The organism is Sporomusa rhizae (assembly GCF_041428845.1).
Classification (GTDB): Bacteria; Bacillota; Negativicutes; order Sporomusales; family Sporomusaceae; genus Sporomusa; species Sporomusa rhizae.
Genome location: NZ_CP156925.1, coordinates 3,241,416 through 3,265,516 on the forward strand (window position 1 = coordinate 3,241,416; position 24,101 = coordinate 3,265,516).

The following is a 24,101-nucleotide window of genomic DNA, read 5'->3' on the forward strand; positions in this document are numbered from 1 at the left end:
AATCTAATGTACCCGCTTACGTAACAGGATTGGTTTATTTATGCCTTACCCTATAGTTCTTATCAGAAAACGTTCGCAATTAGTCTATTGTTATCTTCCATAAAATATAAAATTTACTTTTTGTGAAATTACGAATGCACATAAGGGTCACGGCGATTGCGTAATTCATCTTGGATTTTTCCGCTTGTAGGAGGGTTATTGTACTCGACGCTAACTTGTCCGGAAACATTTTTATTGAATATATGCTGTTGCGTTGCTCCACCATCTCCTTTAGACATTCCTTACACCTCCTTTTGAGTTTGTTGTTGTGTTTTAACTATCATCTTTCTTGGTTCGCCATTTGCGTTTCTGCCATCTCGATCATTTTTTTGACTTTTGCACCACCAATTTTACCGCCTATTTTTCCAACTTGCCGGGTAGTTAAGTCTTCATTATGCCCTTGATCAAGTGGAATTCCCAGCTCAGCAGCAACTTCATGTTTATCAGGTAACGATTGGTCTAACTCTTTCATTGACTTAAATTTTTCCGCCATTATAATCCCTCCCAAAGTAGGATTACCGACAACCGATATATCCATTCCTTTTTATTTCAATCATCGACAACCGCGTCCGCTTTGATAATAAAACGTGCTTTTCCAACCAAAGTATTATTATTTGTAATCGCTTCCGTCGCCACCATTGGGATAATCAGCGGTTTTATTGCCAAAATTATTTTTTAAAGACTACAAACAGATCTATAAGAACCGGTGATGTGATAAAACACTCCCGGTTCTTTTATTTATTGTGTAAGCGCAATCTAAGGATTATTATTGAGTTTCATGAGACTTTAGCTAACATGCAGACTTTTTTTATTAAACTTTTAGACAACAATTAATGCAAAGTCTGAACTTTCTTATGTATATTGCATATTATGTAATACGAAAAGGAGGTAATAATATGCCTATATCAGCTTCTCTATGCAGTGAGTTAGCAGATATTCTTGGTGGAGTAGGACAATCTAAGAATGGAATATGTAAATTTGATATCCCGCGGACTGGTATCAAAGTAACTATTTTAGGTATACCCTCTAAAGCTGCACCCACTCATACAGTAGTCTTTGAAAAAAATAGCGGTCGTTGTCTAGAAACAGGAGAATTGGTACTACTGCAAGAGGAAGTACCTGATGTTTTAACACAACTAGTTGCTAAAGATATTATTGTATCCGCAGTACACAATCATTGGATTATGGATAAACCGCACTTGATCTACGTCCACATTGAATCAACTATTGATTCAAGGACATTTGCCAGGGCGGTTGCCGAAGTAATTGGAAGCCTTAACGAATCGAAATGATAGCAACGATTCCCCGGAATAAAATATCGTAAAAGACTGCTCAGTGAGCGTTTTTTACATTAGTATTTCCCCTGGTTTTAATTTAAACAGAACTAGACATCACTTTTTGAGTGATGTCTAGTTCTGTTTGATGTATACATCTAATCATCACCCGCTTCAATTACTTCTTTGGGTCATTACTATTCTGTAGTTACTTGCGCTGGTAACTAAAACTCTGGCGCATAGAATGAATCCCGGCAATAATCGCCCCAATCGTATTACTAATCAAATCCAAATCTGTATCTTGAAGACTTGGTTGGTTTAAAATCTGAGGCTTCATTATTGTATCTGCTGCAAATTCAATAATTTCATAAAGACTGCCTGCAGCCATACCAAGTGCCGCCACAATGACAAACCGTATCCATTGTATTTCAATCGTTTTTTTCATGAAAAAGGTTACTATTGAGTATAGGAATAAGGAAATAGCATATGTGCTAAAAATGTGTTGTACCCGGTCATAGGTCGGCGATAGAACATAAAGATTGAGAAAAAATCCTAGAAAACCATCGCCGATAATAGCTATAACTACAGCAACCTGAATATAATAGTTTATTCTAATCCTATAGATATACGCAAAAACACTATAAACTACCCAAAAAACCGTATTGCCAATAATATTATAAACAAAGTCATGATTACCACGAAACACAATCCCCGCTAGGCTAAGTCCTTGCGCTATAATTAGCAATGTGCATAGAGCGATGCTTATTCGCAAAGGAGCATTCATTATATCCATCTCCTGTTACTTAATAACCAATACTATCTTGCAAATTTTACAACAAAAATATTCCCAGCTAGAACTTGCTACTAATGACACTTATTGCCATATCCATTTTTGAAGATAAAGAGACTAACGAGATAGACCTTTAGACTTAGTTTCAGATAAGCTTTTAACCCACCTAAAAGTTAATCACAGGAAAACTTCCTGGAACTATTTATGACTTCTAGTAACCAAGTTATTATATATGGACCCGTCGATAACAGCCTCGATTATGATCGGGCCGGCCGCTGAAACTGCTGTTTGAAGGGCGGTTTTCATTTCTTTTTCATCACAAACCTTCAGTACAGGAACACTGAGGAACATATCGGCCCCGAAGTAATTCCCTTCATAAAGGTCAACACCATACAAAGGAACTTCCTTCCAGTTCTGCTTCATTTCAATTAGACTTAGACTCCTGTCGCACAAAACAATTATTACAATGTTGAGACCCAGTCTACGTGCAGTTACTAGCTCGCCGCAATTCATTAGGAAACCGCCATCTCCGGTTATACATACAACCGTCTGGGAAGGCCTGCACAATTTAGCACCAATAGCGGATGGTATACCAAACCCCATAGTCGACCACCCATTAGTCATTATGATTCGCTGCGGTTCATCTACTTTCCACAATTGGCCAAGAAGATGAAGGTGAGCACCTACGTCTGCGGTTATAATCCCATCTTTAGGTATTACCTCCTGCAGAACATGAATAGCATCGGCAGCAGTAAAAGAGTCGCAACGTGGCTTCAGAGCCTGAAATAAATTATGCTTGTTTGCTTCTATTTGACCCATATCCCACTGGAATGAGAGAAATTTTAAAGAAGTAAGATAAGTTATGGATTGTGCTAAATCCCCGATGACTTCGCAAGGTACGTTGTACTCGGTAGTGATGTCGACAGGCCGGGTGTCGATATGAATCAAAGGAACATTCGGCATCCAGGATTCATAGTTAAATTCAACAGAGTCATATCCCACACCAATAACTAGATCCGCTTCACGAAATACCGTTGCCACCAAATCACTCTGAGCGTGGAAAAGGACCCCTGCATAGCAGGAGTGAGTATCAGAGATGACTCCTTTAGCCATGGGAGTTAATACAACCGGGATATTATTTTGATTCACGAACTGACGCAGCAAGTGATGCAAACCCAGCCTAGCTATCGAAAGGCCTACCGCTAAAATTGGTTTCTTGGCCTTTTGGATCAGTACAGCCGCTTCTTGGAGCAACCGCGGTTCAGGAAGCGGAACCACCGCTTTTTCAAAGCGGTCTATTATACTATCGGAATCCAATAACTCGTTATCTATATTGGCAGGCAAACCAATATGAACAGGACCCGGCACTTCGGAAGCAGCAATAGAAAATGCCTTTACCATCGTTTCTTTAAAATTATCCGCTGACAGCCTTGTAGTCCATTTCGTTATTGGCTTATAGAATGCCTGATGGTCAATATTCATCTGAATGTTACGTCCTCTGTCGGCGTCTTTAACTTCTGTTGTAAAAGCAATCAATGGAGACCTATCTAACAATGCTCCGCCCACACCAGTCGATAAGTTTGCGGCACCCGGACCGAATGTACTATGACAAACACCAGGCACACCGGTAAGACGGCCACAAACATCGGCCATAATACCTGCACTCTGTTCGTTTGCTACTAAAACAAATTTTAATCCGGTATTTCTCATAGCCTCCAAATAGGGAATAGATGGGCCACCAGGTATACCGAAAACATATTTAACTCCTAAGGCCTGAAGGGATTTTACTAATTGTTCGGCTAATGTCGGCATTTATATCCTCTTCCTTTCGTTACTTGTGCCATTTTTTTCATTTTACACCTAATTGACCTGATACATAAGGCGTTTCAACCATAAATCTGCGCAAGTAAAAAAAATAATGGGGTATTCGAGCCGGATTAGGCTTCGAATACCCCGTTGATTACCGATTAACTTACTTTTTTATACCAAACCTTGCGCTTTCATTGCTTCAGCGACTTTAATAAAGCCAGCAATGTTGGCGCCGACAACCAAGTTGTCCTTATAGCCATATTCTTCTGACGCCTTGCTGGCATTTTTATAAATATTGAGCATGATTGTTTTCAATTTAGCATCAACTTCTTCGAAAGACCAAGCTAGGCGCATGCTGTTCTGGGACATCTCAAGACCGGAAACGGCCACGCCGCCGGCGTTGGCAGCTTTTGATGGTCCAAGATATACGCCATTTTCCAAAAAGTACTCAATTGCCTCGTTTGTAGTAGGCATATTTGCACCTTCGCAAACAAATTTAATTCCGTTTGCAACGATTTTCTTAGCATCTTCGATAAGTATTTCATTCTGAGTAGCACAAGGAATAACAACGTCAACTTTAACACCCCAAGGCTTTTCGCCAGGGAAGAATTTAACACCATATTTATCAGCGTAGTCTTCAACCCTGTCACGGCAGGACGCTCTCATTTCGAGTAAGAAATCAATTTTTTCGCCGCTAACGCCATCGGGATCATAAACGTATCCATCAGGACCTGAAAGGGTAACAACTTTGGCGCCTAATTCAGTAGCCTTTTTAACTGTACCCCAGGTAACATTGCCGAAACCGGACACGGCAACCGTTTTGCCTTCGAAGGAAGTTCCTTTAGCTTTTAACATTTCTTGGCAGAAATAAACAATACCGAAGCCTGTAGCTTCCGGGCGAGCTAAGCTGCCGCCATAGGTAAGACCTTTACCGGTTAAAACACCATTTTCATAACTGCCTTTGATTCGCTTGTATTGTCCAAACATATAGCCAATCTCTCTGCCGCCAACGCCGAGGTCACCGGCAGGAACATCTGTATCAGGACTTATGTATCTATACAGTTCTGTCATGAAACTTTGGCAGAATCTCATAACTTCCGCATCGGATTTGCCTTTTGGATCAAAATCGGAACCGCCTTTGCCACCGCCCATCGGTAAACTGGTAAGTGAATTCTTAAAGGTTTGTTCAAAACCGAGGAATTTGATGATACCAACGTTAACCGACGGATGGAAACGCAAGCCGCCTTTGTATGGTCCAATCGCGCTATTGAACTGAACCCGGAAGCCACGGTTTACTCTTACCTTGCCGGTGTCATCCATCCACGGTACCCGGAAGATAAATTGCCGCTCGGGCTCAACAATCCGTTCAAGAATTCCTAGGTCAATATATTCGGGATTTTTCTCAAGAACAGGCACCAAAGAACCAATTACTTCCTGCACAGTTTGGTGGAATTCCGGCTCGTTGGCATTCCGTTCGACAACGCGGCGATAGAGTTCGTCACAGTACTTCTTAGCATTTGTAGTCATGTCAAAATCCCCCTCATTTTGTATTTTCCAATATATTGCATCCGCTTTAATTACATTATACAACCTGTCTTGTATCTTGTATACTCAAATTTAACCGAATTTTCACTCATATCCCGGCTTTTGGTTCCACTATCAATGCACGATAGTTTTTTTCAGAAAAACAAAAGCAATCCAAAAAAAGGAGATACAACAACTATATTCTTTTTTTATCTTAAATAATTCATTCGATACCTCTATTTAGTTTTGCCCAAAAGTATTATTGTCTTTTTACATTAAACACAAAAAAATTTATTTTTTTTAATTTTTTTATTAAAAAAGATAAATTTGTCATTTTTACTACCAATTTTTCTCATAAATAACCATTCTCTCTAACCAACTTGTAAGCTTATCGCAGGAAATCAAATCATTTGTAGATAACCCCTTTAAAACTTCTCCCATCAATTTTGGCCTTGAAGGCCTCCTCTCTTCTAACAAGCTTTACATATTTTGTTTGTTGGAGGACAGGCTGACTGAGCAGCCAATTCCAATCAAACATTCCCGCATCATCATTATCATATTGAATGTGGAAGTAACCCATATTAGAAGCTGTTAAATTATGAAAGAAATGGCTGCCCAGAGAAGGCTCCGGGTGAAGGTCTTTTAGATCAACCTCCACGATGATAAGCGCTTGCGACATTTGTTCCCATGTCAAAGGAATTCCCAACCACCGGTCCGATGTTCCCATTCGACCGAATCCAACGAGAATACAACGTCGGCCTTCCTTGAACAGAATTTTGTTCAACTCACTTATTTCATTTGCAATTTGAATACTGTCTTGTAATTGAAACTTTTCGGGATCAACAAAAATAATATCGTGGATATTTTCGTAAAAACCGTTACCAATTGTGCGCTGACTAAAACACCATGATTCTATCGGTTCGTCCAGACTCACCTGGAGCGCTTCTCTTCCCACCACCATCGGCCGGATCTGCAGAAAATTGAACTCCTTCGGCTTATTTTTATCCTTAGGGATATTAATCGCAAACTCGATTTCAACATCTGTGCCGAAGGATTGCTTTCCTAACCGTAGCAAGTCTTTTATAATTTGCGTCAATGGCAGCCTGTTATACTTCAGGATGGGTGCAAATGTCACTAGTTTTGGTCCAGCTTGATACACGTTATCTGATATGCAGTCATTTTCAATAGAATAGGTACTGCCTATATACTCCAGCGACTCGTCTTTACTGGCTTGGGAAATCAGCAGCTTTTCGTAGACATAGTCTTCATCGGCACGCAGCATTATGTCGGCAGAAGCCTTAAGATTTATAGCATAAAATGTGTTTTGTGATTTTTTCATATAATCCTGAGGACTTGAAACGAGAGGATTAAGCTTGGGATAAGCCGGGGAAAACCGGTATACCCGCTCGCCTTCAACAATTGTTTTTCCTAGTCCCATCGCCAGACTTACCGTTCCCTCTTCGGGTTTCATCGGATAATAGGGGTAAAAATTATAGGATTGCGCCACGCCGGAAATGACCGGGTAATAAAGATCACCATAGCACTCTCCCACCAGTTCCTGAATGAGTACCGCCATTTTCTCCTCTTCAATCCGGATATCCGCATTCTTTGCGTATTGTACAGGAGACGCATAAAACACGGAAGCATAAACAAGTTTAACCGCGTCCGACAGCTGTTTGAATCTAATTTCAGTGTCTATATGACTGTTGGGAACTATATATGTATTGTAGATACCGGCAAAAGGCAATATCCGCGAATCCTCCAGTATGCTGGAGGAACGGACTGCGAGCGGACATCTTATATGTTGTGTTAAGACACGCAAGTTCTCTTGAGTGTTAGCCGGCAAATCACTCTCCGTAAATTTTTGTGCAATCTCCTCTTCTTTTGGTGAGCCGGCAAGGAAAGAATAAAGATCATTTTCCTCAATAAACTTTTCAAAAACATCACTGCCAATTACAAACGAACGAGGCACCTTGACTTTCATATCCTCGTATTTATCCGACAGGTGAGCTTTGGCAATCATGGCATTCATAAATGCCACCCCTCTGGCTTTCCCTCCCAAAGAACCTGTCCCCAATTTAATGAAAGCATTCTCCATATCTTTTTTGGAAAGCCCTTCAAAATCCAGGATCAAACCTGATTGGTATTTCTGGAAGTAATCATTCAATACTTTCAGAATATAAGTTCGAATATCAGAAATACTGTAAAAATCTCCCATTACCATAAATCTCAGTTTATCAGCTACCTCAACTTCTGCACGAGCGCGAAACCAGCGCGAAAAGTGATTTCGGGTCGCATGATAATATAAGCTCTCATCCGGCAGGTCTCGTATTATTCTTTCCAGACTTGTGATGTCATTCGCTTCATCAATGACTGTGCCATCCGGGTACTTAAACACAAAAGAACCGAAGCCATAGTTTTCCAGAATGTAGGTCCGCAAATTATGCAGCAGATTAGGCGAATTTTTATTCAGAAAGGGTAGCTGTCGCGCAATCGATTTCTCATAATTTTCCATCTCCTCCGACTGCAGCAAAAACGGTAGATCGGGGATCATCTCCTTAACTCCTTCGGCTAATTCAAAACCGGCCGCGGGAGATGACACTCCATCCTTAGGAAATCTAACGTCTGAAATTACTCCCAATAAATTGTAGCGATAAGTACCAACAATTTCCATTGCCTCTTCATAGGTTTCCGCGAGAAGAATCTTAGGTCTCAGACGGACTCTGAGCAAACCGTGACTGACATTCATGGCATGCAATACCAGACACCGGGTCTGGGTCAATATTTCTGTATAGATGTTAGGCAAAATTTGCGAGTAATATACTGGAGAATCGTCAACCAAAAGAATGGCCTGAACTCCCAGCCTGCTGTCTGCCTCTACATTTTTCTGGTCTTCAATATATTTTATAATAGCCAGTAATATCTTACTATCTCCCGACCAATGGAACACCCTGTTGATACAAGAAAATTCTCGAATCCGGACAATCATTTCCGGTGTCAACCGGTCATAGGAAAGCATAACAATTGGGATGTCGGGGTAGGCATTATGGATTGTTGTTTCAAACTCAAATGAACTCATGTCACTTACGCGGGACATAGTAATAATTAAATGGATTGTTCTCGATTTCAATTCTTCTAAAGCTTCTTCCCCATTGTCCACCCAATGAATCCTAGGTATGTAAGGAATGCTTAAGTCGTTGAACTGATGATAAATCTGTTCGGTTAACCGCCCATCTTCTTCCAGGACATACGCGTCGTACTCTGTGGATATTAATAGTATCTCAGTAACCCTAAATTTCATCAGGTCATGGATTCCGGAAAAACGAGTTTTCAAATCTACGAATTTCTTCATAACACTTCTCCTATTCCCTTGAAATCACTCTCAGTACAATCCTGAGTATAGTATATACTAAATTGGATTCAGAATCGATTAGGTGCAGCCACATTCTGATATGAATTAATGCTCACAACGACAGTGCGCGAATGACAACGAAAGGGTCTACCATGTAACTATGAGACATGGTAGACCCCAGAAAATTCCCCTTAGGAAGATTGTTAAGATGGGTAACAATAATAATTAAAAGCAGGTGGGCATGCTGGTGGTTTTTTCGGTCTGCATGATGGGTAGCATAAAGGTGAACAACTCGGCAGGCATTTCGGCATGCAATTTGGTGCACAAATTTGTCTTGAATTATATTCAACAGGCCAATCTTCTATTTGGGGAACATCCCAATTTTTTTTCAAAACTATCCCTCCACTTTTGCACTAGTAATTGTTTATGTAATATCTTATGTTTTCTCATAAATAGCGTGATAACAATGTGTAGAGACTGGCTATATCTACATCATTCAGCTTTATTGCCAAACTAATATTAGCCTAAACAAAAACCGATAGCCTACTGTTGAGCAGCCTATCGGTTTCTAATTTTGCCTGACATAATTCTATTGCTCGTGAATAGGCGGTCTAATATCATGAAATGAAATATTATCGTCTTTTTTATCAATGTAAAGCCGACCTTCCGGGGTTATCAGGGCGACCATTATGTCCTCCATTTCAAGATTCCGCTTTTTAATGATACCTATCAACCACGCTTCACTTATTCCGCTATGTTCAGAGACCCGGTCCGTAATCTTACCGTCAATCACTAAGGCGCGTCCCATCATATGTAAGGCAAACTTATCGATATATCCTTTTTTACTCTTATTTGATTCTTGTACGCTGTCCTCATCCTGCTTTTTTATAATACTGAGTTGCCCATTGGATTCTATAACTGCTAAGGCAATGCTACCCGGATCGAAGATCTCACGTTCCCTCAGCAACTCTAATATGCTGTTTATTGTGTAAAAACTCTTACGCAAGTTTTCTTCCAGAATGCACCCATTATAAATAACCATAAGAGGTTCAGGATCAACAAACTTCCGTGCCGGTACACTTCTTAACATCACAAAATTGACAATAATAATCCAAGCAGTGCAAGCTATAAGACTTGCGATCCCGTCAATTACGGATATCGATCGATCCACCGCAAAGGACGCTCCAATGTCCCCTAAAACTAATCCGAGTACATAATCATATAAAGTTAATTGTGCTACAGACCTTCGTCCCATAATTCTTGCAAGTACAATTAGAACCCCTAAAGATAAAAAAGTTCGTAGTATGACGTTGATAACCGAATACTCCATTTTTACCCCCAATAAATTTTATCTTTTTATTATTCTTGCCACACATGCCACTATTCTTTGTGTAAACCGATACATATCCGTATAAATTTAAAAGAATTTTCCAGAATACAAACTGATAACTAGTATAAGGCGGGAATTTGCATTGGACATCTACCTTCAAGTATTAAAAACTTCCCTGGCAGCGGCCCTATCCTGGATGGTTGTAACATCCGTACTTAACTGGCCATATCCCTACTTTGCGCCGCTTGCAGCGATTTTAACCGTGCAGGCTACGATTTCGGAATCTGTAAAGAAAGCCTGGCAGCGCCTACTTGGGACGATAGGCGGAGTAGTTATCAGTGCACTAATCAGTCAGTGGATGAGTGTGGGGGCATTATCGATATTCATAGTAATAGTAGCAGGGATGACTATTGGTTCGTTACTACACCTGCCGGCTTATATCAATTCTCAGGCTGCGGTAAGTTCACTCATGGTTTTGGCGTTCAGTCAAAGCCAGGGCTATGCCCTTAACCGTGTCACTGAAACAATTATTGGTTCAGTAATTGGCATTCTAGCTAATACCTTTATTTTTCCACCTAATTCCGTCGCAAAAGCTGAACAAGATATCTTAATCTTGAGCAAGAAAGCGTCTTTTGCATTAAAAAAATTGGGCTGGGCTCTACAAAAAAAGAATATAAACGTACACTCTCCATTGGTTGATGTTGAGGATTTAGAGAAAAACACCGTTAAAAGCATTCACTCCATTCAGCTTGCTCATGAAAGTCTAGTATTTAATCCGCTAATGACAAAAAAATGCCGGCGCTTAACAGAAATTACGGAAGGAATGCGGCATCTCGCGAATATTAGTATTCAAATTCGCGGGATTCGCAGGGGGCTTCTTGCTTTAGCGGAAGACTTCCCGGAAAGCCTTGAGCTGAATAAACTCAAAGTTGCTATAGACTCAGCAGCTGACTGTGTTGAAGACTTTGGAATAAACTTGATTGATCCTTCGAAGGATATTTCGTTGCGTCTAAAAACTAGAATCAGCCAGGCGATGACCGCACAAAGCGATTGTCTCAGTGCACTTCTCCAATTTAATTCGCTTATACTATCCCGCGAAATAGGAGCAATTCTTACAGATTTGCACAGAATACTGGAAGAAGTATCCTCTGACAAGTGGGAAAATCGATAGTAATCCTTTTCTATGATGGCGTAGTAACAATCATTCTTATTGCCCGTTCAATCTCCTCATAGCTTGTGCAGCGACATAAATTGGATTGCAGCCAATCTGCCAGTACCTCGTTGGTGGCGTTAGGATGAATGTTTGCTAGCGCATGACAAACCATAAGAAATCCGGAAGTACAATAACCACACTGAAATCCCCACTGCTCGATGAAGGCCGCCTGAATAGGCGCATCTTTTAAGCCTTCCACGGTAGTAACCTCATGGCCGACTGCCTCAACAGCCAAGGTTAAACATGATTTTATTGGCCATCCGTCAATAAGTACCGTACAAGCGCCGCAATCGCCGTTTTCACACCCGGGCTTAGCACCTGTAAGACCAAGCTGTGTGCGCAGTACTGTCAGCAAAGTATCTGATGGCTTAGCCAAAGCGCTTCGCTTCTCACCGTTTACTGTTAAATCTATCATTCCCTTACTTACCATCTGAAACATTATAATCCCCCTCAAAGTGGGTTAAGGTATCCTGCAGCGTGTTTTTCAAAACAAAGGAACGATAATCGGCCGTCCCCTCCACATCGTCCAAAATCGGAGCCGGCAGATATTGGAGGGCATTGGTAATTCTAGTTTCGTAAGGACTATTATTATTCAATTCATTTTCCATTTCCAATGAACGGAATGGAAACGCACATACACCAGAAACAGCCACTTGTAAACGGTTATTCTTCTTCAAGATAGCCATCGAAACCAGTGGATAACCGATCCTATCCATCCTGGTCTTTTTAACGCCGCGGTGAGGCAGGCTGAGATAAGCTGCATCAGTAGCAACCTGGACTAAAAATTCTCCTGTTGCCAGTTGCAATCGCTCACGAAATGCTTCCAGAAGGGGAACGGTTCTAAGCCCGTTTATGCCCGCGATAGTAACTTTACTGTCACTAGCCAACAATGCTAATACCGCCTCACGGTAAATAAAATTACCGCAAATATTACCTCCTAGCGTAATTTTTCCCCGTGAAGTATGGTCAGCAACCCTACCGGCAGACTCTGTTAATAATGGGAAATGATTTGTTTCGGCAAGCTTGGTCAGAAATACTCCTGCTCCCATAATTAATTTATCATGATTAATTTCCAGTGCATTACATTCGGGAATCCCTTTAATGTCAATAACAGCTCCTGCGTATAGTTTTCCTAGCCGTCCAAGGGTGATTATCTCAGTCCCTCCCGAATAGTAAACCGGCTGTTTGTTTTGCAATGTAAGCTGCTGAAAAAGATCGATGGCTTCTTGCACCGTATCTGGCTTATGATATTCAAAATCAAAAATAATCATATGCTGCCTCCTGTCGCAGCTCTCCAAATGTTTTCCGGAGTGAGAGGTAACTGATTTAGTTCCACCCCGGTTGCCGCTGACAATGCATTAGCTAATGCGGCAGGCATGCCGATTAGACCATGCTCACCCACTCCGCGCTGGCCGTAGGGGGCATCGATCTGAGGTGTTTCTACCAATTCAACTAAGTATTCGGGCTGCTCGCCAAACCGCATCATTTTGTAAGTACGAAACTGCGGATTTTGCATGACTCCCTCATTATCAAATACAAAGGCCTCCCTGCTTGCTAAACTGAGGCCCATACTCATTCCACTTCTCAACACACATCGCACATTCTTGGGATTAAGCGCTTTGCCAATATCCATAACGGTAGCCGCGCGAATAATTTTATAAGTGTAGTCCCTGCTGTCTAGTTCTATCTCAACGGCCTGGCACCCGACAACCCAGCCGGGACCAGCCTTGCCATAACCGGTATTTTGGTCCAAAGTACTTAATCGTGTCATAATATAGCTGCCGCGTCCCATAATCTGACCGCCAACTGAGTTTCCATTTTGGTATCGGTAGCCATGGGCTAGGTCTCTAAATTCGACATAATAGTTTGGATCGTAACGCAAATACACTCTACTGCCCCCAACTTCTAAATCCTCGGGTGGGCAACGCAAAACTATCGCGCCGATACTCTTTATCTCCCGTTCTAACTCATTAGCTGCCTCCAAAACTGCACTACCTGCCATATAGGTCGTTTTACTGGCAACAGTCTTCCAATGTTCCGGACAAAGCTCAGTATTTACTTCCATGGCGACATGAATTTTATCTACTTCCATTTTTAAAGCTTCGGCTGCAATCTGAGCAAGTACCGTCTTGGTTCCTTGCCCCAATTCAACCACACCGCAGTTTAGATTAATAGATCCATCTTGGTTCATAGTTAATATTGCACCGGATATCGCATTTACCGGGCTGCTGGAGGTTTTCCAAAAGCATGCTAATCCTTTAGCCTTTACCAAACTAGTTCCCGTTTTAAGGATTTTTCCATCGTCCCATTTAATTAGCGCCTTCATCTTCTGAATGCACTCAGTTACGTTTCCGAGATTGCTAGCGTTAAGCGCCTCTTGCGTCGGTGAACTATCTCCCGGCGCAATTGCATTTCTTGCTCGCAGCTCAAGTGGATCTATACCAAGAGTCACTGCCAATTTCTCAACAGCTCTCTCGACAGCGAAAGTCAATTCGCCGTGGCCAAATCCCCGGAATGCAGTAGAATACGGGCGATTGGTATATACGGACAAAGAATCACAGCAAACGTACGGTATGTTATACGGTCCGGTACAAGCGGCGGCAATGGCTTTAGCCATAGTCGGTGAAGTATCTGTGTAAGCTCCGCTGTCAATAAGATAAAGCATCTCGGCAGCAATGATCTTTCCTTCTTTGGTTGCGCCAAACTTTATTTTTGCTTCTAGCCCCATATGGCCTGGTGAAGAAACTAAATCTTCTTCCCGGGTATTTGTTATTTTGACAGGACGCCCCCCCACCGCCTTTGAAGCCAGGTAAGCGAGCAGCTCGGGATAAGCGGTTGTTTTAGCACCGAAGGAGCCACCGACCAACCCGGTTTTGACGATAATTTTACCCATATCCAAAGTAAATAGAGTACTCATTAATTTTTTTACTGCAAAAGGCCCCTGAGAACCTGAATTAACAATTACCCTGCCGTTTTGCTGTATTTCAACAATCGCGGAGCGGGTTTCAATAGCTCCATGGTTAGAATGAGGGAGTGATACCTGTGTTTCTATTACTACATCACATTTGGCCCATCCTTGCGCCATATTCCCTTTTCGTATCTTTACCCGATGCGCTACATTGGAACCTGGTTCCGGGTAAACATCTGCAACAACATGACTGTAAAAGCCTAAATTGCCGTGAATACACTGGGTGTCAGGCCGAAGGGCATCGGTTACAGAATTTATCACAGGCAATGGCTCATACTCTATTTTCACTAGGTTAGCAGCCTGGGCCGCTTCCAATTCACTATAAGCAACCACCAGCGCCACCGGTTCACCATAATATCTAACTTTTTCAAGAGCAATGACTGGACGATCGGCTAAAATTTGTCCATACAGACCAGTAAAACATGTACCGGTAAGAACAGCTTTTACTCCTGGTGCCGCTGCGGCCACGGCAGTGTCAATACTAATAATTCGTGCGTGGGCGTATGGACTTATAACCATTTTTGCGTATAACAGATCAGGGGCTGTATAGTCGGCATTATATTTTGCATTGCCTGTCACTTTGTCATTGGTTTCAATTCGTGGTATATCTTTGCCTATTGCTATCAACTTTTTTATCCCTCCAACAGTCTAAATGCTGCTTCTTCGATACACCATAACTAACCCCTGTGCCTCAAATGCTGTTTAAAATATAGTTTCCAATATTGACCATAATTATTGCTAAATTTGATAATCGGATTTAATTTCTGGGTTCCACCAGTCCTTATTCAATTATCTTCCATGTTAAATACCCAGATTCCAATAACTTCCTAAATAAACCGCAGCAAACGGTAAACAATAGTAGAGTGATTACTTTTAAGGAGGATCAATAATGACAGTAAAAAAAGATTTGGAAAAAGCTTTAGCTGCGGCAGAATCTGCGAAAGGCACCTATGCCACTTTTGGAACATCTACAGATGACAAAAATACGCAGCAAATGTTTCAAAATATGGCACAAGACATGGATCGTCACATATCAAACCTTCAGAGCCGTCTTGGCTCTACCTCTGAAAATCAATTAAATTCTGCAACTAGCAGTACCACTAGTGCTACTTCCAGTAATCAGCAAGAATAACGAAATATCATTTTGACTAACCTATGCAAAAAGAACAGAAATAAAAATGCTTCAAATTAATTGTTCCATCAGAGTTATGCAGATAATTAACCATTATATAAACGAAGCCAGATATTATATATCTGGCCAGGCTGTCGACAAAGTCGGCAGCCTTTTTATATTTGAGAACCTCTTCTAATCTGGTGTGAAATATAGTAAAATAGAGATAATAAGAGATAATAAGAGATTGGGAGAGATAATCGTGCTTAAGAAGAAAAACAGAGTGATAACCGACCAAGTCGAATTTGTTTGTCTAAGCGAGCTAGTTCCACAAGATCATTTACTGCGCTTAGTTGATGCAAGCATAAATTTCGATTTTATATATGATGAAGTTAAAGATTTATACAGTGATACTACTGGCAGACCCAGTATCGATCCGGTCGTTCTGATAAAATTGCTAGTACTGCAGATTTTGTACGGTATTACATCTATGCGTCAAACAATTAGCGATGCTCAAGTCAATCTTGCTTACCGCTGGTTCTTAGGCTACGGCTTTCAGGAGAAGATACCGCATTTTTCTACCTTCGGGAAGAATTATGAAAGACGGTTTAAAGAAAGTGACCTCTTTGAAAAAATCTTTGAAAGAGTGTTATTTGAGGCCATAGAATGTGGTTTTATCAAAGCAGATGCTGTATTTTTTGATGCTAGTCATATTAAGGCCAACGCCAATAAAAACAAGTATGTTAAAAAGATGGCCCAGCATCGAGTACATAAATATAAGCGTGAATTGATGATTGAAATTAACGCTGACCGTGAATCACATGGCAAGAAACCTTTTACCGATGACAACGACAATGATTCTGACGGAACAATGATTGAAGAAAAGGAAGTCAAAGAAAGTACAACTGACCCAGAAAGTGGTATGTTCCATAAAGGTGAAAAAGAGCGTTGCTTTGCTTACACCGCCACAGTGGCCTGTGAGCGCAACAATTTTATTCTTGGTGTTAAAACAGCCCCAGGTAATGTTCATGATAGTCAGGTGTTTACCGATGTATTTCAAGATGTCATTGAAAAATTTAATGACATAAAAGCAGTAGTTGCCGATTCTGGTTACAAAACGCCGGGAGTTGTCGTGAAATTATGCAAGCAAATAAAATACCGGTTATGCCCTACAAACGCCCCATGACTAAAGAAGGATACTTTAAGAAATACGAGTATGTTTATGACGAATACTATGACTGCTATATCTGCCCCAATAACCAAGTGCTAAAATATTCCACTACAAATAGAGAAGGCTATCGGGAATACAAAAGCAATCCCAAGATATGTGTCCAATGCTCACTGCGTATACAATGTACCCAAAGCCAAAACTTTACAAAAGTCGTAAACCGGCATATCTGGGAATCTTACGTTGAATATGCAGAGGATGTCCGTCATACTCACCAAGGCCAAGACCTATATCGCCGCCGAAGCCAAACCATTGAACGTGTCTTCGCAGATGCGAAAGAAAGACATGGAATGCGCTATACTCGCTATCGTGGCTTGAGGAAAGTACAACACTACCTCACGCTTCTTTTTGCGTGTATGAATTTAAAGAAGTTAGCAATGTGGAAAAAAAAGCGCGGTATGTTACCGCCTTTTTCAAGAACTTTTCCGTCTATGTTATCAAAATTTATGAAACTCGTAACTATTAACAAATCCCGCTTGTTGGCCTTCCGGCCTGAAGCGGGATTTGTCTACACTCTGGCCAGATATTATATATCTGGCTTCTAAATTTTGCTCATAAATCTTACCTTGTTGCTACCTTCATAGAGTATATATGCGCATTGAGGCGATAAACTCAGTTACATGAAATACTGGTTGGTGAATAGTATCTTCAGTCTGGTGGCACCATCTAATAAATACAGTTTTGGCATAAAACATCAATAAATAAAAAACACTAACTTCAGGGCGATAAATAGCAAAGGGGGGAAACTCTATTACTTGGAACTTCGTCTAGTGACCACAAAATCACCATCATCATATAGTTTATTTGTCCAGTATAATAACCAAACTTTTACACCTATTTAATCCATAAGGGTGGAAATGCTATAATTCATAGCACAATCTAAGGGGGCAATAACAAATGTCAAATGAGCGAAGTAACCTCCTTCCGGATGTTATTAAACGATTTGAAAATAGACTTATCGACGAAAAAGATAGTTTAATTAAAATGATAAGCCGCCTGGAAGAAACCGGTATCAGAGATACTATGTCAGACTCAGTAGGTGAACTGTCCATGTATGATAACCACCCGGCAGATTTAGGCGATGTGGTATTTGAGAGAAGCAAAGATGTTGCGCTGCGTGATAATGAACATGTTCTCCTCGAACAAATTGAAACGGCCTTAGACAAAATCCATACCGGTTCTTACGGCATCTGTGACGATTGTGGGGAACCTATCGGTATAGAGCGTCTAGAGGCAGTTCCCTGGGCTACTCGTTGTATAGAATGCCAATCAGAAAAAGATGTTCTTGATCCCACCCCTCGTCCCCTGGAGGAAGAGGTTTTAGCTCCCCCCTTCCATCGTTCGTTTCTGGATACCGCAGAATTCAATTGGGTTGGCTTCGACGGCGAGGACGCGTTACAATCAGTTTTAAAGTGGGGCAGCTCCGATACTCCTCAGGATATTCCCGGATCCTATGACTACAAAGCGAATTGGCCAAATAGCAATGAACATCAAGGAATTGTCGATGTTGCCGATTCTATCCCCAACAAGATTGACGCAGATCACAAACAAGATGAAAGAAGCTCCCGCAAAAAAGATCAGAATAGCAACAGGGAGGAATCAACGAAGTGACAGACGAGAAAAGAATTGCCGATGCTCGCGTGAACACGCCGATAAAACCAGGTACGAAAGTTACAGCCAAGCCAAGAACGTCTTCAGAACGTCCAAAACCCAAATAATATCTTCGTAGTAATCAGCCATATTCGTACATAAATAAGAAAACAAGCTGGTTCGGCTTTCGCCTGGTGCCAGCTTATTTTCTTCATTTACTTCATACTATAAAGACTTTGCTGCTGTCCATATACTGCTTTTTCCTCTTCTGGAATGCGAATGCATTTTAGAAGAAATGCATTACACAAACTTGCAAATAGGGCCGTAAAAATTGCATTACATAACAAGGGAACACTCAATATTTCCAGTGTAACTGCCATATAATTAGGATGCTTAAAAAATCTATACGGGCCACAACATATAGGTTGAATTCCCGAAATCACTAGAATCCTGGTATTCCAGTAGTACCCCAAACTAATAATGCACCAATACCGAAGCAGTTGGGCGAGTAGGAACAATGTTGACCAAATATACCAATACCTATTTAACGTCCAGCCACTAATGTAGCATTCTACTATCCAGCCTAACATCCAGCCGATATGTAATACAAAAAAACAATAATAATGGCTTGCTCCATACTCTTTGGCACCAAGTTTTATAACAAATTCGCGATTGCGCTTGGCTATATACAATTCAATGAGCCTTTGACAAATAATCGTTACTGCTAAAATAATGACTATTGTTTTTACCATTTAAATAATACTTTCTCCGCACTAAAGCCGGGCCCCAGCGCTAACATTACTCCATATCGCCTTTCGCTTATAGTGTTAGTCATAAATTCTTTCATTTCAAATAAAACCGATGCACTTGAGATGTTGCCATAATTATATAAAGTTTCAACTGCATATTGTAAAACATCCTCTGTTAAGCCAAGGCTATCTTTGTAGGCTTGTATGACTTTTGCACCACCTGGATGTACAATATAGTGTTGTATTTTTTTCGGATCTACATCCCAATTTTTGCAGGCCTTTACTATTAATTCCGGCAGGTATTTCGTTATAATATGCGGGATACTTTTCGAAAATCGAACTTTCAAACCACTGTTTACAACATCCCATCCCATAATATCTGCTGACTTCGGAAATAAATGACTATAGCTATCTACTATTTCTGGACCATCTCCACCTACAGAAAGCAGCACAGCGGCAGCACCATCACCAAAAATGCTGGCACCGACAAAATTTGCTTTGGAAAAATCCTCGCGCTGAAAAGTCAAGCTGCATAATTCTAACGCCACTAACAGTACCGATTTGCTTTTAATCGTTTTAGCCAATTCAGCTGCGCGTGCTACTCCAGATACTCCGCCAGCACAGCCCAATCCCCAAATAGGAATACGTTTTACATTTTCTGGTAGTCCAAGTCTTTGAATAAGAGCTGCATCGATAGTCGGGGTTGCAATTCCTGTAGAAGAAACAAATATAACCATATCTATATCATTGAGTTTTATACCCGCCTCGCAAATAGCAGCTAGACTTGCCTTTTCCGCCAGGTTTAGCCCTACCTGCTCATAAATTTGATTAGTTTCAGCAAATGAATGTTCTTTACCATACCACCCCAAAGGCATAGATACATACCGTTTATTTATTTGACTATTATCAAATATGGTAAGTAATCTGTTTATATCTTTAAATGACTGTCTAAAAGCTCTAAAAGCGAATTCTTTTGCCATATCTTGCGATACGGAGTATTGTGGTAACGCAGTACCTATCGCCTGTATTTTAGCATTTTCCATCAGTCTCGCACCGCCTCAGCTATAAATTCTTATTAACAGCCTATTTAAGTAAAGGCGGAAAAATACCCGAAAATAAAGTACTAATTAAGCTAATATGCATAAACTCCATCTCCTAACCTTAACGCAAAATCAATATCTCGTATTACTAATAATTTATGACCTTTACATAACCAGCATCATATTATACATCGAGCTCATAATAGGAGGTGTATACTATGGCTGAATGTGACCCAGGAAACATTAGAAGCCATAATTATCTCTGCAAAGAAAAACAGCCTGTACAACCACGAGAAATAACCTGTTTCCATCTTGAGGAGGAGGCTCCCGAATTCTGTGCTCCGGCTTACTATCGTGGACAAGAAATAAAGGTTTGCCGAGAAGACTTCCGAGGCTGCTGGCTGCTTCTTTTCTTTTATTCCAGTGACTTCACCTTTGTTTGACCAACGGAATTAGCGGCAGTTGCCGCTGCTTATCCTTGTATCCGCGAACTCGACGCGGATGCCATAGCTATCAGCACTGACAGCATATATTCCCATAAGGTATTTGCTGAAACCTCGCCCAGTGCCAGTAAAGTAATGTACCCGCTCCTATCAGACCGCAATGGTAGCATCGCGCGCGCCTATGGCGTGTGGGATAAGGACAAAGGGGCTGCTTACCGTGCATCCTTTATCATTGATCCGAAGGGACGAATCCGCTATTACTCTGTATATCCGCGCGAAGTAGGACGTAATGTATGGGAAATTGTCCGGACACTGCAAGGTATTCAATACGGTGAAGCAACCGGTGAAGGCGTACCGGCCGGTTGGGAACCGGGAGACCCGGGCATTAAAAGAGATTTCAGTAAAGCTGGTACCATATAACAGAACAAACCACCCGGAATGGGTGGTTTGTTTATGTTTCTATTATAGATGCATTAATTGCCGCCAAAATAACCAATTATAAGAAAAGAATAAAGTATCGTTTAGCATAGTTCTATTAGCAAAATACACAGGAACCGCCATATTAAAGGTCGAATAATAATAGTACATCGGGTTAAAAGGTGGTGCACTATGGATCTTACTATAAAAGACGTCTTACAACTATTTAAAGAACAAGCCATGTTTTTGTCTGCCGGCTCTGCCGGATTGAATAATCCTGTTAAATCTGTAAACATCATGGATGCGCCAGATATCGGTGATTGGGCTAAAACAGGAGATCTAATTTTAACAACAGCTTATACAATTAAAGATGATATTGATTTGCAGGAACAGTTGATCCGAGCTCTTCATGCCCGCGGATGCGCTGGTCTTGGCATTAAAACCAAGCGGTTCCTGCAGGAAATCCCCCCAACAATACAGGCGCTCGCAAATGAACTGGGATTTCCACTCCTAGAACTTCCTTTAAGCCTCTCTTTTGCCGAGATTATCAATCCGGTCATATGTAGTATCGCCAGCCGTCAGTCCTATTTGCTCCAGCGTTCGAATGAAATCCATAAAACATTAACTGATGTTGCCATTAACGGCGGCGGATTAAATGCCATTGTGACTAACCTAGGTAAACTCACGCAGTGTCCTGCTGGGTGTTTCGACATTAACGGGCAGCTAATTAATCATTGGATGCCTGATAATTTGCCCGGACATGATTCAAATACGCTACATGCACTGGAACATTTGCTGCTTATCCCAGAAATTCCCAACAACATCTTGCAAAAGAAGTTATCCCGAACCAAAAACCCTTATACGCACACAATAACACTTGAAGGCGCAAGCTACCAAAGTATATCTTGTGCCATTATGTCCAGCAACGAATTTTTCGGCCACATCACAATAATCCTGCCTGACAACAATTTCACAGACATTAAACTAGTAGCGTTGGAACATGCCTGCACAGTGGCGGCTCTAGACTTTTTAAAGCAGAAGGCTATTGCTGAAAACCGAAAACTACACTCCCGTGATATGCTTGAATATATATTATTTGGTAATCCAAATGAGCAAAACACTGCCGATATTATCACTAACTCCAAACTCGCGCAGGCGAGAAGATACAAATGTTTGGTTATTGAAACGGAAACAACAGCAACCGAAGTCAATTGGCCTATACTTTCAGCCCAACTGTGCAAAATCTCCCAACAAATCATTGCCGAAACATTTCCGCTATCACTTATATCCGAACGTACCGGCAAAATTATCGCTTTGGTAGCAGCCATGAGCAGCTTTAACAATGAACAAAATTTATATAACAATCTACATCATGCCCTCGCCACTAGTTTTGAAAACCTTACAGTATCTATTGGTATTGGTACTCAGGAATCTGATATTATGGCAGCACGGCGAAGTTTTCATGTTGCTTTAACTTCCTTAAATATCGGGCGCGTCACCAAAGGTGCCGGGCATATAGTTCAGCCTTATGAGATAGCTTGTTACCATATCCTATCTGACCCTGAAACGACAGTAGTTTTATCCCAAATATGCCATCCAATTATCTCGAAACTTGAACATATTGATAACACTACGGAATCGGAATTTCTAAAAACACTTGAAAGATACTTGGAGTCTGACAAAAATCTCACTGAAACAGCAAAAGAACTATACATTCACCGCAATACTCTATCTAACAGACTTGATCGTATTGTTGACTTAACCGGACTTGATTTACAAAACAGAGAACTGCTTTTCTGTTTGCGCCTAGCTCTCAGACAACGCAAAATACTACCTATTGTCCACACCTGATAAAATAATGTTTCCTTTAATCTCCTTAAAGACAAAAAGTGGCTAAAATCGTAAAGATTTTAAGCCACTTTTTTTATACAATATTTTGCAGGATTAATACCGGCACATCCGGCAGTAAAAGGTGAAACCGACTATATAGACTCCGCCTTTGAGTACACATCGAGTGCAGCTTGAACGGCCATCCCGGCAGGAATTTTGGCATGGCAACGAATAAGCACTGCTTCCATTGCCCCTAAGAAGTGCAGGACGTTTTTCTTACGGCAGCTGTATCCCATCGTACCTACCCGCCATATTTTTCCTTTAAGTGGTCCAAAAGAACTTGCAATTTCAATTTCAAAATCTCGAAGCAACGTACTACGAACCGCCTCACCGTCTATCCCTTCGGGGATGGTAATGGCTGTGACTACGGGCAATTTACACTTAGGGTCTCCATACAACTTAAGTCCCATTGCCTGGATGCCTTGAATGAGGGCTGCCTCATGCATCTTATGCCGGGCAAACCTGGCCTCGAGCCCTTCTTCCAGCACAATACGCAAGCCTTCCCGCAGAGCATACAACATCGACGTAGCTTCCGTATGATGATTTAACCGGGTCGGTCCCCAATAATCCATTAACTGACTAAGATCAAAATAGTTATTGCGAATCATCCGTAATTGCTTAATTTGATACGTGCTGGGATCGGCCAATCCTCTTTCTACTCTTTTTCGCTCACGCAGCAGCGCTTCCACTCTGTCATTAAAAGTGATAGGAGCCATGCCTGATGGGACTGATAAGCATTTCTGCGTGCCGCCAATAGCCGCATCAATTTTCCATTCATCCACTTTGACTTCAGTTCCACCAACAGTAGCTACGGCATCAACTACAAAGAGAATATCTAATTCCCGGCAAACTTCTCCAATCTCCTTCAATGGCTGCATGCAGCCTGTAGAGGTTTCCCCATGCACTATCGCCACAATTTTAGGCCTAACTTTTTTAATCTCCCGAATAACAGTCTCAGGGTCAAATACATTACCCCACTCAGTCTCTAACGTAACAACATCTGCCTCGTAGCGCTCAGCGATTTCCACCATCAGATGTCCGAAACGGCCATATATTGGTACCAAAACCTTATCTTCCGGTTCGATAATGCTGCAAAGTACAGCCTCGATCCCTGCCCTGGATGTACCATCAACAGGAAAAGTCCATTGATTTGAGTTTCTGAACACTTGCCTAAGCATGTCCATGGTTTCGTTCATAATATCGGTAAATTCAGGATCAAACTGTCCCAATATCGGGGTGCACATAGCTCTCAGTACTCGCGGCTCCGCCTCAACAGGGCCCGGTGTCATAATTGTGCGTAGTGTAGTATTCAGCTCTTTATACATGATCGGGTC

At 41.3% G+C, this 24,101-nt stretch carries 19 protein-coding genes and 1 pseudogene; 7 read left to right on the forward strand and 13 right to left on the reverse strand.

The features are described 5' to 3' along the window. Positions 1-128 precede the first annotated feature (128 nt). A complete protein-coding gene (locus SRRS_RS15360) occupies positions 129-278 on the reverse strand; it encodes a hypothetical protein (RefSeq protein ID WP_371361730.1) in 150 nt (49 codons plus the stop codon). A 41-nt stretch (positions 279-319) separates the two neighbouring features. Next, a complete protein-coding gene (locus tag SRRS_RS15365) occupies positions 320-532 on the reverse strand; it encodes a small, acid-soluble spore protein, alpha/beta type (RefSeq protein ID WP_371361731.1) in 213 nt (70 codons plus the stop codon). Positions 533-935: 403 nt separating this feature from the next. On the opposite strand from SRRS_RS15365, the gene SRRS_RS15370 reads away from it, so the two are divergent. After that, complete coding sequence (locus SRRS_RS15370; protein WP_371361732.1) at positions 936-1,331, forward strand: DUF1259 domain-containing protein; 396 nt, start codon at positions 936-938, stop codon at positions 1,329-1,331. A gap of 190 nt (positions 1,332-1,521) precedes the next feature. On the opposite strand, the gene SRRS_RS15375 is transcribed toward SRRS_RS15370, so the two are convergent. The 5 genes from SRRS_RS15375 to SRRS_RS15395 form a co-directional block, all read right to left on the reverse strand. Further along, the gene (locus SRRS_RS15375) at positions 1,522-2,097 is read right to left on the reverse strand and encodes a hypothetical protein (protein WP_371361734.1); all 576 of its coding nucleotides are present in this window, start codon (positions 2,095-2,097) and stop codon (positions 1,522-1,524) included. Positions 2,098-2,301: 204 nt separating this feature from the next. Continuing rightward, on the reverse strand, positions 2,302-3,915 hold the full coding sequence (locus SRRS_RS15380) for a thiamine pyrophosphate-binding protein (RefSeq protein ID WP_371361735.1): 1,614 nt from the start codon (positions 3,913-3,915) through the stop codon (positions 2,302-2,304). A gap of 168 nt (positions 3,916-4,083) precedes the next feature. Further along, a complete protein-coding gene (gdhA, locus tag SRRS_RS15385) occupies positions 4,084-5,439 on the reverse strand; it encodes an NADP-specific glutamate dehydrogenase (RefSeq protein WP_371361737.1) in 1,356 nt (451 codons plus the stop codon). A 403-nt stretch (positions 5,440-5,842) separates the two neighbouring features. Further along, a complete protein-coding gene (locus SRRS_RS15390) occupies positions 5,843-8,788 on the reverse strand; it encodes a PEP/pyruvate-binding domain-containing protein (RefSeq protein WP_371361739.1) in 2,946 nt (981 codons plus the stop codon). Positions 8,789-9,377: 589 nt separating this feature from the next. Further along, positions 9,378-10,118 carry a DUF421 domain-containing protein gene (locus SRRS_RS15395; protein ID WP_371361740.1) on the reverse strand — a complete coding sequence of 247 codons (741 nt, stop codon included), beginning with the start codon at positions 10,116-10,118 and terminating at the stop codon, positions 9,378-9,380. 142 nt (positions 10,119-10,260) lie between these two features. Here SRRS_RS15395 and SRRS_RS15400 point away from each other — a divergent pair, with 142 nt between their 5' ends. Beyond that, on the forward strand, positions 10,261-11,289 hold the full coding sequence (locus SRRS_RS15400) for an aromatic acid exporter family protein (RefSeq protein WP_371361742.1): 1,029 nt from the start codon (positions 10,261-10,263) through the stop codon (positions 11,287-11,289). Between the two features lie 10 nt (positions 11,290-11,299). Here SRRS_RS15400 and SRRS_RS15405 read toward each other — a convergent pair whose 3' ends face one another. From SRRS_RS15405 to SRRS_RS15415, 3 genes are read right to left on the reverse strand one after another with little or no spacing between them, the layout of a single operon-like run. Further along, a complete protein-coding gene (locus SRRS_RS15405; RefSeq protein WP_371361743.1) occupies positions 11,300-11,770 on the reverse strand; it encodes a (2Fe-2S)-binding protein in 471 nt (156 codons plus the stop codon). After that, the gene (locus SRRS_RS15410; protein ID WP_371361744.1) at positions 11,751-12,602 is read right to left on the reverse strand and encodes a xanthine dehydrogenase family protein subunit M; all 852 of its coding nucleotides are present in this window, start codon (positions 12,600-12,602) and stop codon (positions 11,751-11,753) included. Before SRRS_RS15410 ends, SRRS_RS15405 begins: the two co-directional genes overlap by 20 nt. Continuing rightward, positions 12,599-14,926: a xanthine dehydrogenase family protein molybdopterin-binding subunit gene (locus SRRS_RS15415; RefSeq protein WP_371361745.1), complete on the reverse strand. Its 2,328-nt coding sequence runs from the start codon at positions 14,924-14,926 to the stop codon at positions 12,599-12,601. Before SRRS_RS15415 ends, SRRS_RS15410 begins: the two co-directional genes overlap by 4 nt. Before the next feature lie 262 nt (positions 14,927-15,188). Here SRRS_RS15415 and SRRS_RS15420 point away from each other — a divergent pair, with 262 nt between their 5' ends. The 3 genes and pseudogenes from SRRS_RS15420 to SRRS_RS15430 all read left to right on the forward strand — a co-directional run bounded on the left by SRRS_RS15420 (position 15,189) and on the right by SRRS_RS15430 (position 18,249). Then, on the forward strand, positions 15,189-15,431 hold the full coding sequence (locus tag SRRS_RS15420) for a DUF1657 domain-containing protein (protein ID WP_371361746.1): 243 nt from the start codon (positions 15,189-15,191) through the stop codon (positions 15,429-15,431). 241 nt (positions 15,432-15,672) lie between these two features. Continuing rightward, positions 15,673-17,183, forward strand: a pseudogene (locus SRRS_RS15425) (IS1182 family transposase). A gap of 352 nt (positions 17,184-17,535) precedes the next feature. Beyond that, positions 17,536-18,249 carry a TraR/DksA C4-type zinc finger protein gene (locus tag SRRS_RS15430; protein WP_371361748.1) on the forward strand — a complete coding sequence of 238 codons (714 nt, stop codon included), beginning with the start codon at positions 17,536-17,538 and terminating at the stop codon, positions 18,247-18,249. A 194-nt stretch (positions 18,250-18,443) separates the two neighbouring features. Here SRRS_RS15430 and SRRS_RS15435 read toward each other — a convergent pair whose 3' ends face one another. Together SRRS_RS15435 and SRRS_RS15440 are read right to left on the reverse strand one after the other, a co-directional pair. Next, on the reverse strand, positions 18,444-18,980 hold the full coding sequence (locus SRRS_RS15435; RefSeq protein WP_371361750.1) for an isoprenylcysteine carboxyl methyltransferase family protein: 537 nt from the start codon (positions 18,978-18,980) through the stop codon (positions 18,444-18,446). After that, positions 18,974-20,020, reverse strand: a complete 1,047-nt coding sequence (locus tag SRRS_RS15440; RefSeq protein WP_371361751.1) for a type III polyketide synthase — start codon at positions 20,018-20,020, stop codon at positions 18,974-18,976. The genes SRRS_RS15435 and SRRS_RS15440 overlap by 7 nt, the downstream gene beginning before the upstream one ends. A gap of 215 nt (positions 20,021-20,235) precedes the next feature. Here SRRS_RS15440 and SRRS_RS15445 point away from each other — a divergent pair, with 215 nt between their 5' ends. Further along, positions 20,236-20,880, forward strand: a complete 645-nt coding sequence (locus SRRS_RS15445; protein WP_371361752.1) for a peroxiredoxin — start codon at positions 20,236-20,238, stop codon at positions 20,878-20,880. A 189-nt stretch (positions 20,881-21,069) separates the two neighbouring features. Further along, entirely contained in the window at positions 21,070-22,728 is a 1,659-nt protein-coding gene (locus tag SRRS_RS15450; RefSeq protein WP_371361753.1) for a PucR family transcriptional regulator, read from the forward strand. 131 nt (positions 22,729-22,859) lie between these two features. On the opposite strand, the gene SRRS_RS15455 is transcribed toward SRRS_RS15450, so the two are convergent. Beyond that, positions 22,860-24,092, reverse strand: a complete 1,233-nt coding sequence (locus tag SRRS_RS15455; protein WP_371361755.1) for an alanine--glyoxylate aminotransferase family protein — start codon at positions 24,090-24,092, stop codon at positions 22,860-22,862. Positions 24,093-24,101 lie beyond the last annotated feature (9 nt).